Raw genomic sequence first — 13,207 nt, 5'->3', positions numbered from 1 at the left:
GAGATCCATGCACGTGTAGCAGTCCTTAACAGATTTACGGAATTAGGTCGCCCACTTACCCAAGTTACGCCTTAAATTTGGCTCAATTAGGGGCGCTTTGCATTTCAAATCTTTGTGCAACAAAGCCTTTATACATTCAAAATATTCAAAAGATGTAACAAATTCTGCGAGTCAATTGCAAGATGTAGTAGGTCAAGGAATTAAAAACCTTGGAAATATGCACTTTACTAGTAAGCAAATAGTTTTTAAAAATTCTAATAGTTTAGCAGGCTTTTATAAGAGTGGAAAAGGAGCTAATGGGGAAGGCACAGGAGTTCAAACAAATATTTCTAGAATCCGAAAGAGTTCTGGTAATATTGAAAATGATATTAATTTAATTTTAAAAAATCCAAAATTGCATAGAAAATGTATTTTGGCATGTAATTTTATTTCAAAATCTTATATCGAAGCCGAATTTAATAAAATTAAACAGGGGCAGAAAGTAAGAGGAAATATAACACAGTGGTTATGGATTCTCTCATCATTCTCCCATGCAGCTAAAGATGCTGGAGTCTTTCCAATGATTTATTGTGCAGCGTAAACAGTACATGTTTTTTAAATATGGGTTTAGCAAATAGTCAGTAATAACCAAATCTCTGTAAAGCCAGCTTAATTTTCTATCAAAATTATCCTTCGCCCAAACGCCATCATCACTCGTCGAAATGGACAATAGACAATCATCACAGATTGGTTATACTGAATAGACCATTTCTAAATCATACGGAGAACAAAGATGGTAACTGCAGGCGACAAGCCAGGAACAGGCTTCTATTTTTGTGTCCAATGCGGACATCGCGTTTACTTAGAAATTGGTACAGACCGTTTACCCCCGTGTACCAAATGCCAAGGCAATCAATTTAACAATAAGAATGCCTAAGCAACAGCACTCAAACAGTTACCCTCTGTTTTGAATGAAAGCCCTATCACACGATAGGGCTTTTTAATGGGATCAATAAAAATATGCTGAATTTTCAGGGTGTTAGAACAGTTGAAGCCCTACAAAAAGAAAGCACAAAATCAAGATACAAATTGAGTGGGTTTGAGGTTCTATCTTATTGAAAAGGAATAATAAAAATTAAGGTGTTTATTGTTTGGTTTTGTTTGAAAAATAGCCATTAATCCTCATATTGAATAAGACATATAGCATATTTCAGGTGCAGTCTTTGCAACATTATCTTGATCTTAACCATGACTCTGGTGTGGCCAATTATGAAATTGGTCAAGAGTTTATTCGGGTTCAGTTCCGTAAAAATAGCAGGGTCTATACTTATAGCTATGCCAGCGCCGGTGTGCAGCATGTCGAGAATATGAAACAGCTGGCCCAATATGGCGATGGGCTGAATGCCTATATCAACCGTTATACTCGCTGGCTGTATTTAAAATAAATAACTGGCCTGTTTTTTGCTTCATGATGCTTCCTAGGAGCGCCACATCCACTTTCGGGTGGATGCTGGTTTTAAAGAAAAATCATCAGGAGCAAAGCCATGTCAAACTCTCAAGCTGCCGATTCTTATACTCAATTGCCGGTCAAGGCGCATCTGCTGGCGGGTTGGCCGTTACTGCTGGTGCTGTTTGGTGGTGCCATTGGGGTGGTTTATGCCGTGCTGGCTTACATGCTGAATATCAAAATTTATCAATCGACCTTATCTAAACTGAATAAAGTCTTGGCCAATTTGCTCTGTGGCATGTCAGCCTTAAGTGGCTGGTGGTTTAGCGCCCAGCTCATTCAAGGACAGTTATTTTAAACAGCTCGATACCTCACGATTAAAGATCTGCAATGTCCTGAACCGGGCAGAATAATCTATGCCTGAATATTCCAGAAAAATACGGAATCATGAAAAAGAATCATGATTATGGCAGCTTGAAAATAAAAAATTCTATCTAAACCGTTTGATGTGAGAAAAATTATCAAAAAGATGAAAAAACGCCGTAGCTTAGGAAAACAATCCCGCCGGCTTTTGACTATTCTATTGCTCAAGGGTGAAAGGGGATCGAAAAGAGTAGATTGCTACCAGTAACGTATCACGTGCGTGTAGTACTTACCCACAAGGTCTCGATTCGGCTTAGGACGCTATAGATCAGAAGTTTATAGGCAAAAAGTTAGAACTTACCAAGTTTTAATTGTATTAGTTCAGACTTGATCGTACATTCTTCTTGAAAAAGAGAAAGTTACCCGTTTTGATAAAGGTGTCGAAATCTTAATCAAACAAAGGTAACTTTCTTATGTTGCATACTAACAATCAAATCATTAAACACAAAGTAGGTCTGCTCAATTTAGCTGAAGAGCTTCAGAATGTATCCAGAGCATGCAAAGTGATGGGTGTTTCAAGAGATACATTTTATCGCTATCAAGAGTTAGTGAAGTCTGGTGATATTGACGCACTGATCAATAAATCCCGTCGAGTACCAAATTTAAAAAACCGTGTAGATGATGCTACTGAACAGGCTGTTATTGATTTCGCAATTCAATATCCCGCATATGGTCAGCACCGTACGAGTAATGAATTACGCAAGAAGGGTGTATTCGTTTCAGGGAGTGGGGTTCGCTCTATATGGCTTCGTCATGATTTAGAAAACTTTAAGAAGCGTTTAAAAGCACTTGAGGCTAAAGTGGCACAGGATGGTATTGAATTAAATGATCAGCAGATTGCGGCACTTGAACGTAAGCATGAGGATGACGTTGCTTGTGGTGAAATCGAAACAGCTCATCCAGGCTATTTAGGCGCGCAAGACACCTTTTATGTCGGGAATCTCAAAGGTGTTGGACGAATCTACCAACAAACATTCATCGACACTTATAGCAAGGTCGTTCATTGCAAGCTCTATACAACAAAAACACCGATTACAGCGGCTGATTTACTCAATGATCGTGTGTTGCCATTTTATCAATCTCAGGACTTACCAATGCTTCGCATCCTCACAGACAGAGGTACTGAGTATTGCGGTAAGGTAGAACAACATGACTATGAGTTGTATCTGGCAGTTAATGATATTGATCACACGAAGACAAAAGCAGCTTCCCCGCAAACAAATGGTATATGTGAGCGTTTCCATAAGACGATTTTGCAGGAGTTCTATCAAATTACATTTAGGAAGAAGCTTTATAGCTCATTGGAAGAATTACAAGTTGATCTAGACGATTGGCTGAAATTCTATAATACTGAACGAACTCATCAAGGAAAAATGTGCTGTGGTCGTACACCACTTGAAACTTTACTTGATGGAAAACGGATTTGGGCTGAGAAAAATTTAGCTCAAATTTAACCTGACAGGCACAATAAAAAATGGGTAACTGTCAGATCAGGTTTGAGCTAGTACATTTTAATAGTTGAAGTATTTCCCGCTCCCTTAAAAATAAAAATTTCAACATCTCTATTCTTCTTTATCTTTTTGTTATTCCTATTTCACTATATTCGTTTAAATCACCTTCATTTTCCTTTCAGTTATCGCAACCTTATTTGCCAGAATCCTACAGGGTACTGAAAGCAGCTATGCTATAAAAAATAAAAACTACCGAGCAGAACAATGAAAATTTATGTCACCAGTCTTATAGTCGATGATCAGGAAAAAGCCTTGCAGTTTTATACTCAGATACTTGGTTTTCGGCTAAAACAGGATGTCCCGGTGGGTGAATATCGCTGGTTGACGCTGGTTTCTCCCGAGCAGCCAGATGGTGTTGAGCTGCTACTAGAACCGGATGTGCATCCCGCAGCGAAAGCCTTTAAAGCCGTCATCAAGGCAGATGGTATTGCTTATACCTCATTTCAGGTCAACGATCTTGAGGCAGAATATCAGCGTTTACTCGCGCTAGGTGTGGTTTTTACTCAAGCACCGATGCTGGCTGGCAATGTGAAAATTGCCGTGCTGGAAGATGGCTGTGGTAATTTAATTCAACTGATGCAGCCGCTGTCTTGAGCCATCATAATCACTTAGATAAATTCTCTTAAAATCGCCATTTTCTGCAAAATAAAATGAAGAATTTAACCTAGTGTATAAAAATTTCTTGTGATTAAGCTTTATTAGGGAAAATTTCCTGAAAATATTTTAAATTGACTGATCTTCGGAAAACAATTTCGGCAGGCTTTGACTACTATATCTCTCAAGGGTGTGACGGGATCGAAAAGAGTAGCATGCTGTCAGCGGCGCAAAACGCGAGTGCAGTACTCACCCAAAAGGTCTCGATTCGGCTTAGGACGCTATAGATCAGAAGTTTATAGGCTATAAGATCATGACGTACAACGTGATGATAGTTGAAGTAAACAGCAAGTTTTCCCTGACACCCTAAAAAATTCCGTGCATGACCAGAACAATGAACTATAAAAATCAAACTCGAAAAACCAGAGAATAAAAACTATTTCTCTCCAGTAGCTTCCAGATTAAATATCTATCTTCTCAATAGATTGACAGCAGATTGGCCGCTTGATATTTTGCCCGCTTTCGACTCCCAAGCTGTACCGCCATGCCTTTAAACGACAACTTTGTATATTGCCCGCCGCAAGAGCCACTGGTCCTGGTCTATGAAGATGATGATCTGGTGGTGATTGAAAAGCCAGCAGGTTTGCTGTCGGTGCCGGGGCGGTTGCCGGAGCATCAGGACAGTGCCTATTTACGCGTGTTGGCGCGCTATCCACAGGCCAAAATTACCCATCGTTTAGATATGGCCACCTCGGGTATTCTGATGTTTGCCAAACATCGTGATGCAGAAGTAGCGGTGAGTAAAATGTTTCAGGCGCGCACCGTGACCAAGCACTATATTGCCCTGGTACAGGGCAAACTCGACGGAGATGGCAAAGTTGAGGTGCCATTAATTACCGACTGGGAAAACCGGCCGCGTCAGATGGTGCATTTTGAACTGGGCAAGCCGGCACAAACTTTATATCAGGGACTGGACTATAATGTCGAGATGGACATCAGCCGGGTATTGCTGACCCCAATTACCGGACGTTCACACCAGCTACGCGTGCATATGCAGTATATCGGCCATCCAATTACCGGCGATAAGCTGTATCATCCAGAACCTGCACGCAGTCCCCTAAAACGCATGGCCTTGCATGCCAGTTATCTGGCTTTTACTCAGCCTTTAAGCGGTGCCGCGGTTGAAATTCATGGACAGGTGCCGTTTTAAGCAGTTGATCCGATTTGGAGTGCTCTCCCCAAAACAGGGGATTGCCGATCCGGATAGAGATCAGGATGATAGAACAGAAAAAAATTAAGCGCTCTATCTCGGAACTGCAACAAAATTAGGGTAAGCTGACCATTAGAACAACAACACAGAACAAGGACAAAATGATGTCACGCGATTATGAACAATTTCCAGATGACGACAACGGCAACGTACTTTGGCAAATGCATGAAGATGGTGATGATCTGGACGAGGCACATGAAATTGAATATTCGATTGCCTTTACCGACCAGGAACAGGCTGAACGTTGTGCCTTATTTCTGTTAAATGAAGAACAAAAAATTTCTTTATTTCAGGATGATGATTCTGGTGTGACCGAATGGATTATTACCATTTATGTTTATATGGAACCGGCCTATGCCGATATTGTTGATTTAGAAGAATGGTTCACCAAAATCGCCAACCAGTTCCAGGGTGAATATGATGGCTGGGGCTGCATGGCCTATGTCTATGATGATGAAGACGAAGAAGAAAACTATCCAGTTTAACCCCATTTTCTAGTACAAAAAAGCATGCCGGAGCGCATGCTTTTTTGCTTTACGCTCGCTTCAACCAAAGTCATACACAGGCCCAAGGCAGAAGGCGTAGACTGAAAATTATTCGCTGTCAACAGGTGATGTCATGCAACACAGCGTACAGTTACACCGTATATTTCAGGCGCCGTTATCACGGGTGTATCGGGCCTTTGTCGATCCGCATGCTTTAGTCAAATGGATGGCGCCACATGGTTTTATCGTGCAGATTGAACAGTTTGAACCCGTGGTCAACGGTCAATATAAAATTGCCTTTTGTAATTTGAGCACGGGCAAAAGCCACGGTTTTCACGGGCAGTATCTGGAAGTGATTCCCGAGCAGCGACTGCGTTATCAGGATGAGTTTGATAGCCCGGATTTACCCGGACTGATTCAGGTCACAATTGAGTTTAAGGCGGTATCGGTCGGAACCGAAGTCTGGATTCAGCAGGACAATCTGCCCGATGCCATTCCCGTCGATGGCTGTTATTTGGGCTGGCAGGAATGTCTGGATTTACTCAGCCTGCTGGTGACCCCTGACATTCCGGATGAGTAAAACCATGCCCATTGCTACCAAACGTATTTATCAGGCTGTAAGCAAGCAGGACGGTACCCGGATTCTGCTGGACCGGATCTGGCCGCGCGGGATCAAAAAAGCCGATGCCCAGATTGACCTGTGGCCGAAGGATTTAACCCCCTCGACCGAACTGCGTAAATGGTTCCATGAAGATACTGAGCGGCACTGGCCCGAGTTTCAGCAGCGTTATCGGCAAGAGTTGCAGCAGCATTTGGACGCGGTGGAGGAAATCCGGCAACTGGCGCAGAAGGGACCAATTACCCTGTTAACCGCAGCAGAAAACGAACAGCATAATCATCTGCAGGTGTTTAAACAGCTGCTGGAACACCCGGGAAAATAACACAAATATTGTTATTAATCCCTAAACCGGTTAGGGATTTTAACGTGATGAAAAATATAAATGTTATAGTAGACCTTTATATTTTTTATTTTGCTCGTTTCGAGGTTTTTATGTCTTTACCGAATTGCCCAAAATGCCAGTCCGAATATACCTATCAAGATGGTGACTTGCTGATTTGTCCTGAATGCGCACATGAATGGAAAGAAGGGGAGCAGGCAGAAGCCGAGGCCGGCGCCATCATTAAAGATGCCAATGGTAATGTACTGGCCGATGGCGATACCGTGACGGTGATTAAAGACCTGAAAATTAAAGGTTCATCTTCTGTGGTGAAAGTGGGTACCAAAGTGAAAAATATCCGCCTATTGCCAGAAGCATCAGATGGTCATGATATTGACTGTAAAGTAGATGGTATTGGCGCAATTAAACTGAAATCGGAATATGTGAAAAAAGCATAATCGCACTGTTTCTCTTGGGTTTTATCTTGCTTTGAAGCAGGGTAAAACCCTGAATTTTTAAGATCACATCTGCACCATATCGGGAGAAGGCTGATGCCACATATCCATCTTGAATATTCAGATCAGCTGCAGGCGCTTGAAATGAAGCCTTTGCTCAGTCGTATCAACCGGACGCTGGTCGAGAATGGCCTGTTTGCTAATGCCTCTGATATTAAAAGTCGCGCCATCTGCCAGCAGGACTATGTGATTGGACTGGATGAAAGCGCACAGGCCTATGTGCATGCCAAAATCTCGATTTTAAAAGGCCGTAGTACCGCCCTAAAGCAGGAAATTTCCCGGACCGTGCTGGAGGTGTTGCAGGATTATCTGCCGCCACAGAATGAATTGACGTTGCAACTGTGTGTCGAAATTCTGGAAATGGACCCGGATATTTACAGCAAAGCCATCATTCATCCTTAATATTTTTCCCTTGCAATGGCACAGTTGTGTATGTGGCATTTTGCTGCTTTCAATACTTTCCCATCTTCATCTTCTGTGCTGTTTCTTGCTGAAATTAGGCGTTTTTTTACAGGAATCTATTTGAAATAAAGAGCCGAAGCTCGTAAATAATAAATAAAGAGCAACAGGATGTGCCCAGCCATGCGAAAACAGAACAATAAACCGGGTCTGCTCCAGCCCGAAGCGAAGCCGCCGCGTCCCCATCACTGGAAGCCGGAAAAATCTGCCGCCAGTTGGGTCAAGCGGGATATTGAAACCCAGAATATTGTCCGGGTGATGGCCGGTTTTGTGATTAGCGCGGTGATTATTGCGGCGCTGTATTTTGGTCAGGATGTGCTGATTCCGCTGGCACTGGCTATTTTGCTGGCATTTTTGCTGGAACCGCTGGTGTCACGGCTAAAAAAATGGGGGCTGCCACAGCTGCCGTCGATTGCCATTGTCATGATTTTCACCATTAGTGTGCTGGCTGGACTGGGCAGTTATCTGGGTTTTCAGCTCAAGGATTTAAGTCAGGAATTACCGCAATATCAGGACACCATTCAGCAAAAACTGAATACGGTGAAATCGCTAACCTCTGGCCCTAGTGCCTGGGATGGGGCCAAAACCACTTTCGATACGGTGGAAAGCTCGTTTGAAGGCATCAATCAGGTCGAGCAGGAAAAGGGTGTGCAGAATGTCAAGGTGGTCGGACTGGAGCAAAGTCCTTCCGATGCCGCCATGGCGTGGGGCAGCAAGATTTTAAGCCCGATTGCCACCATTGGTATCGTATTTTTATTTGTGGTGCTGATTTTAATTAGCCGTAAAGATCTGCATGACCGCTTGTTGCGTCTGCTTGGCGGTAATTTGAATATTGGTACCGATGTGCTGGATGAAGCCGGCCAGCGCATTGGTACCTATTTGCGCATGCAATTGCTGGTCAATGTCACCTATGGCATTCCGATGGCAGCCGGACTGTGGTTTATTGGCGTGCCTGCGGCCATCATGTGGGGCATGCTGGCGGTGGTGCTGCGCTTTGTGCCTTATGTCGGCCCGATCATTTCTGCGGTGTTCCCGTTAACGCTGGCTTTTGCGGTGGATCCAGGCTGGAATATGTTCCTCTGGACGCTGGGCCTGATTCTGCTGCTGGAGCTGATCAGTAATAACATCATTGAGCCGTGGTTATATGGCGAAAGTACCGGCCTGACTACCTTGTCGATTATTCTGGCTGCCACCTTCTGGACCTTAATCTGGGGACCAATTGGTCTGATTTTATCAACACCGTTAACGGCCTGTTTGCTGGTGCTGTCGCACTATATTCCGGCGTTGGGCTTTGTCAAAGTGTTAATTGGCAGTGCCCCGGTGCTGTCACCGCCCGAACGTTTTTATCAGCGTTTGGTGGCCGATGAAGTACATGATGCGCTGGATGTGGCTAATGCATATATCCAGCAGGAGCTGCCGAAAAAAACGAATAAAGAAGCGCTGGTCCGGAAAATCAATAATTTCTATGATGAAGTGGCGATTCCTGCGATTTGCCTGTTTTCGCAGGTCCATAATACCGAGGCCAGCGCCGAACACCGTTTGCGCATGCATCAGGGTTTAAAACGGTTTAATCATGAATTTCAGCAGCAATATCCGCTACAGACCGAACTGAACAACCCCAAAGTCATGTGTCTGGGGGCACGTTGGGAGGTGGATGTGCTGGCCTCTGCCATGCTGGCCCATGGTCTGAACCTGAAAAAGATTGCCGCCTGTAGCCATGCCGATGCCTTGATTCAATCGCGCTCGGATGTGTTGAGTGCCGTGCCGGAATCGACCGACATCATCTGTATCACTATTTTTCATCAGCAACCGATGGCGCAAATCCGCCTGTTGAACCACCGGATACGCACACTAAAACCGCAGATCAAACTGGTGTTTGCTTTGCTGGGCAATCAGTCGACGCATTTGCGTGATGAGATTGAGCGTCTGTTTCAGCCTGAAGCTGTGGTGAATAGTGTGAATGAACTGATGCTGAATATGGATATGCTGCTGATGGCACAAGGGGAAAACCCGGCGGCGGCACTGATGCATGACAATGAGGCTGAACGTTTACAAGCTTTGCATGAACTGGATTTATTGCAGTCGGAATTGCTGCCAATTTACAGCCAGTATATTGAAGAAGCGCGGCAGGCCTTTGATGTGAAATATGCCCAGATTTCGCTGGTCGATGCCGGGCAGGTGCATACTCCGGCTAGTCCGCTGGCAGAAGCGGTGGAGTCGCCGATCCACGCAGCGCAGCGCCGTGAAGAATCGATTTGTACCCATCTGGTTTATCAGAATGAAGCGCTGGTCATTGAAGATATTCAGCGTGATCCACGCTTCCGGCAGTATCCTCATCTGGCCAGACAGAAAATCCGTTTTTATGCCGGGGTGCCAATTCAAAGCAAACAGGGCTTGGCCATAGGCAGCTTATGTATTCTGGACAAGCAGGTGCGGCAGATGTCTGAAGAAGATCTGGATTTGCTGAAAGCACTGGCGCTGGATTTACAGGAGACCTTAAGCAGTGAGCGATTACGCAAACAGAAGCTGGAGGAAATCCAGCGTTTGGGCCAGGCCGATTTAAGTCAGGCCGTGGTGACAGATTCCTAATGATTGCATCCTTGTCCACATACGGCTGTTTGCATCTGGCCGTTAGGTTATCGTTTAAAACTAGGGGAGAGCAGTTCGTTGGCCTTTCATGATTTTTATCGCTTAAGTTCGCATGCGGTAATTTGTAATGCCCAGCAGCAGGTGCTGTTACTTAAAGCTACCTATGCCGATCAGGCCTGGGGCTTACCGGGTGGCGCGCTGGATATGGGGGAAACCATCCACGAGGCCTTAATTCGGGAATGTCAGGAAGAAATTGGCTGTCAGGTGCAGGTGGGGTATTTGTCGGGTGTGTATTTTCATGCAGCGGTGCAATCCCATGCTTTTATTTTTCGCTGTCATGTACCGGAAGATGCACAGATTCAGCTAAGCGATGAACATGCCGAATATCGCTGGTTTGATCTGGCGCAACTGGCGCCGGTTCAGCGGACTCGGGTAGAAGATTGTCTGAATTTTCAGGGCAATGTCATCAGCCGGAGTTTTTAACCTGCGGCTTGCAAAATGATTACACAAAAGTGATCAAACGGCTGTTAGACAAGCCCTGTAAACAGCCGCGACAATGTTTGGCTCAGGGTACTGCGTGTTGCGAGGCTTGCAGGGTGGCAATAATCTCATCCAGCTTTTTGATGCGTTTAACCTCATCCCACAGCGCTTTGGCTTCCGGATAATGCTTTGACATCATGCCCAGCCATTGTTTATAACGCCCCAGCATACCAATTTCGGTTTTGGCCGGACCGTGAATAAAGCGGATTTGCAAATCAAGCAGATCTTGCCAGCTCAGTAAGGGTGCATCAGAGTTCTGGCGGATACATTGGGTGAGGTCAGGGGTGGTGACGGCACCACGACCAATCATTAAATCTTCACAGCCCGATTCTAACTGGCATTGTTTGGCATCGGCATTGGTCCAGATTTCCCCATTGGCAATCACATTAATCTTCAAGGCTTCACGAATCGGGGCCAGCTGATCCCAAAAGGCCGGCGGGGTATAACCATCGGCTTTGGTGCGCGCATGGACCGTGACCCAGGAGGCGCCTGCATCTTCAATGGCATGGGCATTGTCCAGCATGAAGTTGCGATCCATATAGCCTAAGCGCATTTTGGCAGAAACCGGAATATGTGCCGGCACGGCATCGCGCACAGCTTTGACCAGCTCATGTACCACTTCCGGTTCATCTAGCAGGACCGAACCGCCACGATGACGGTTTACGGTTTTGGCCGGACAACCAAAGTTCAGGTCAATCGCTGGTGCGCCCATGGCTGCAACTTTGACTGCATTAGCGGCTAGCATGTCCGGGTTGTTGCCCAGAAACTGCACATGCACTGGGGTGCCAGCCGCAGTTTTACCGCCGTTCAATAATTCCGGGCAATAGCTGTGATAGATATGATCGGGCAGGATTGAGTCGGTGACCCGAATAAACTCAGTCACACACCAGTCGAAGCTGCCGACAGACGTGAGGACATCACGCATGATCGGATCGGTTAAGCCTTCCATGGGTGCAAGCACAAGTTTCAACGCGTTCACCTGTTAATTTGAAAAACGGTGTTATACGTTTTTTTTACCAAGATGTCTAGGAAAAGGTCTTTGAAGTATTGTAGAGCGAGATAAGGCTTAGCCTTTATATTTCGAATAAGAAATTTTATGTTAAAGAAAATATTAAATAATATAATAAATAAGTTATTGAATTTAATTAATTTTTAAAAAAAATATAGATTTTATAAGAAAAATTAATATTTATATCAAAAAAACTTGATTATTTTTATTTTTACTGTATATTTAACTTAACTAGAAAAAAGTCTTGTTTCGGTAAATCTTCCTTAAGTATCGCAGTTTTAGTCATAATCCTTCGTTTTTTAGATTTTAAGTCTCATTCTTTATTATTTTCAAAGTTATTAATCAGTCAATAAAATGACTAAAAAATTATTAAAAATTAGTAGGATATATTATGTCAAACTCAAATGTTGTTAAAGGTACTGTTAAGTGGTTTAACGAAACTAAAGGTTTTGGTTTCATTCAACAAGAATCAGGTCCAGACGTTTTTGCTCATTTCAGCGAAATCGCGAGTTCAGGTTTCAAGACCTTATTTGAAGGCCAGCAAGTTGAATTCAGTGTAGCTCAAGGTCAAAAAGGACCGAATGCTGTAAATATTGTTGCTATCTAAGTAATAATAAGCAGTAATAAAAAGCACTCATAAGTGCTTTTTTTATGCTTTAAAATGTTTTCAAAATTGAAAAAATCTCTAAAAAATAGGATATAAGTTGTTAAAAGTAAATGATTTAATTGCAAAATCTAAAAATGGTACTGAAATTATTGTTTCATTAATTCCTCTACATAAAATGCAAAATACACGTCAAGGTTTAAAACAAGTCGAAGTAGGTAAAAGAGTTCTACTGGAATCTGGAATAGAAGTTGATTTAAATTTGGATGGCCGTACATTTTACACTTCTCTAAATCAGCTATTTAAATTAAATCATAAAGTTTCTTAGCGATAAATTTTTAAACATCAATAATTTATGTGGGATTTCCACTGCAATTTTTTTAAGGAAATATATATGTTTAAACAGACTCTCAGCGTAAAAGACCAGTTTGGCGTTAAACACGCTATTCAAGCCACAGTGGATCATGAGTTTGCCAACACACAATCTCATTTGAATATAAAACATATCACCGTTGATGGTGAAGATATTCGACCTAGTTTTGAAATGCTTTTTCAAAGTACCTTAAGTGGAAAAATATTTAAAATCATCTAGAAATATAGTTTTTATAAAATCTATAGTCTGAATGAAATATCAGGACCTACTCGCTATCATGCGGGTTTTTTATACCTAATATTTATATTTGTAAGCCTTTGCTTATGCGAAACGAGAGTTCACAGCCACTGCTGTCCCATAGTTTGCTTTAAATAAAAAAACCTGAGTCCTAACAGTTAAAATATGAGTGTAAACAAACACTTTAACGACCAGGATTCAGGTTTTGTCACATCAGAATACCGTATTTCATGA

The 13,207-nt window shown here is 43.2% G+C and carries 18 protein-coding genes; 17 read left to right on the top strand and 1 reads right to left on the bottom strand.

Going from position 1 to position 13,207, the window contains the following annotated elements; all coding sequences use genetic code 11:
- Positions 1-97: 97 nt before the first annotated feature.
- The 14 genes from FTU54_RS14370 (at position 98) to FTU54_RS14305 (ending at position 10,693) form a co-directional block, all read left to right on the top strand.
- Positions 98-580, top strand: a complete 483-nt coding sequence (locus FTU54_RS14370) for a hypothetical protein (protein ID WP_257222853.1) — start codon at positions 98-100, stop codon at positions 578-580.
- 192 nt (positions 581-772) lie between these two features.
- The gene (locus FTU54_RS14365) at positions 773-916 is read left to right on the top strand and encodes a zinc ribbon-containing protein (protein WP_075167893.1); all 144 of its coding nucleotides are present in this window, start codon (positions 773-775) and stop codon (positions 914-916) included.
- A 286-nt stretch (positions 917-1,202) separates the two neighbouring features.
- Positions 1,203-1,424, top strand: coding sequence for a hypothetical protein (locus FTU54_RS14360; RefSeq protein ID WP_005175863.1), 222 nt, complete (start codon positions 1,203-1,205; stop codon positions 1,422-1,424).
- A 99-nt stretch (positions 1,425-1,523) separates the two neighbouring features.
- A complete protein-coding gene (locus tag FTU54_RS14355; RefSeq protein WP_016659841.1) occupies positions 1,524-1,784 on the top strand; it encodes a hypothetical protein in 261 nt (86 codons plus the stop codon).
- 478 nt (positions 1,785-2,262) lie between these two features.
- A complete protein-coding gene (locus FTU54_RS14350) occupies positions 2,263-3,303 on the top strand; it encodes an IS481 family transposase (protein WP_004642076.1) in 1,041 nt (346 codons plus the stop codon).
- Between the two features lie 261 nt (positions 3,304-3,564).
- A complete protein-coding gene (locus FTU54_RS14345; protein WP_180046447.1) occupies positions 3,565-3,954 on the top strand; it encodes a VOC family protein in 390 nt (129 codons plus the stop codon).
- Between the two features lie 544 nt (positions 3,955-4,498).
- Positions 4,499-5,164 carry a pseudouridine synthase gene (locus tag FTU54_RS14340; RefSeq protein WP_180046445.1) on the top strand — a complete coding sequence of 222 codons (666 nt, stop codon included), beginning with the start codon at positions 4,499-4,501 and terminating at the stop codon, positions 5,162-5,164.
- 164 nt (positions 5,165-5,328) lie between these two features.
- Complete coding sequence (locus tag FTU54_RS14335) at positions 5,329-5,709, top strand: ribonuclease E inhibitor RraB (RefSeq protein WP_016659844.1); 381 nt, start codon at positions 5,329-5,331, stop codon at positions 5,707-5,709.
- 133 nt (positions 5,710-5,842) lie between these two features.
- Complete coding sequence (locus tag FTU54_RS14330; protein ID WP_180046443.1) at positions 5,843-6,289, top strand: SRPBCC family protein; 447 nt, start codon at positions 5,843-5,845, stop codon at positions 6,287-6,289.
- A gap of 4 nt (positions 6,290-6,293) precedes the next feature.
- Positions 6,294-6,650: a DUF488 domain-containing protein gene (locus FTU54_RS14325; RefSeq protein WP_005175875.1), complete on the top strand. Its 357-nt coding sequence runs from the start codon at positions 6,294-6,296 to the stop codon at positions 6,648-6,650.
- Positions 6,651-6,760: 110 nt separating this feature from the next.
- Positions 6,761-7,105 (top strand): zinc ribbon domain-containing protein YjdM, encoded by a 345-nt coding sequence (locus FTU54_RS14320; RefSeq protein WP_016659847.1) that lies wholly within the window; start codon positions 6,761-6,763, stop codon positions 7,103-7,105.
- Positions 7,106-7,198: 93 nt separating this feature from the next.
- Entirely contained in the window at positions 7,199-7,564 is a 366-nt protein-coding gene (locus tag FTU54_RS14315; RefSeq protein ID WP_005175881.1) for a 5-carboxymethyl-2-hydroxymuconate Delta-isomerase, read from the top strand.
- A 180-nt stretch (positions 7,565-7,744) separates the two neighbouring features.
- Positions 7,745-10,210, top strand: a complete 2,466-nt coding sequence (locus FTU54_RS14310) for an AI-2E family transporter (RefSeq protein ID WP_180046440.1) — start codon at positions 7,745-7,747, stop codon at positions 10,208-10,210.
- A 78-nt stretch (positions 10,211-10,288) separates the two neighbouring features.
- Positions 10,289-10,693, top strand: a complete 405-nt coding sequence (locus FTU54_RS14305) for an NUDIX hydrolase (RefSeq protein ID WP_005175886.1) — start codon at positions 10,289-10,291, stop codon at positions 10,691-10,693.
- 82 nt (positions 10,694-10,775) lie between these two features.
- Here the strand turns inward: FTU54_RS14305 and FTU54_RS14300 are convergent, their stop codons facing one another.
- Positions 10,776-11,720, bottom strand: a complete 945-nt coding sequence (locus FTU54_RS14300) for a tRNA-dihydrouridine synthase (protein ID WP_180046438.1) — start codon at positions 11,718-11,720, stop codon at positions 10,776-10,778.
- A gap of 430 nt (positions 11,721-12,150) precedes the next feature.
- Between FTU54_RS14300 and FTU54_RS14295 the strand changes: the two genes are divergently transcribed.
- The 3 genes from FTU54_RS14295 (at position 12,151) to FTU54_RS14285 (ending at position 12,955) form a co-directional block, all read left to right on the top strand.
- Positions 12,151-12,366, top strand: a complete 216-nt coding sequence (locus FTU54_RS14295; RefSeq protein WP_000071892.1) for a cold-shock protein — start codon at positions 12,151-12,153, stop codon at positions 12,364-12,366.
- Between the two features lie 97 nt (positions 12,367-12,463).
- Positions 12,464-12,691 carry a hypothetical protein gene (locus tag FTU54_RS14290; RefSeq protein WP_168407436.1) on the top strand — a complete coding sequence of 76 codons (228 nt, stop codon included), beginning with the start codon at positions 12,464-12,466 and terminating at the stop codon, positions 12,689-12,691.
- Positions 12,692-12,757: 66 nt separating this feature from the next.
- The gene (locus FTU54_RS14285; protein ID WP_000476222.1) at positions 12,758-12,955 is read left to right on the top strand and encodes a hypothetical protein; all 198 of its coding nucleotides are present in this window, start codon (positions 12,758-12,760) and stop codon (positions 12,953-12,955) included.
- Positions 12,956-13,207 lie beyond the last annotated feature (252 nt).

It is taken from the genome of Acinetobacter sp. YH12116 (genome assembly GCF_013418895.1).
In the GTDB taxonomy this organism is placed as follows: Bacteria; Pseudomonadota; Gammaproteobacteria; order Pseudomonadales; family Moraxellaceae; genus Acinetobacter; species Acinetobacter indicus.
The sequence above is the reverse complement of the archived record's forward strand: the minus strand, read 5'-3'. Positions and strand labels throughout refer to the sequence as shown.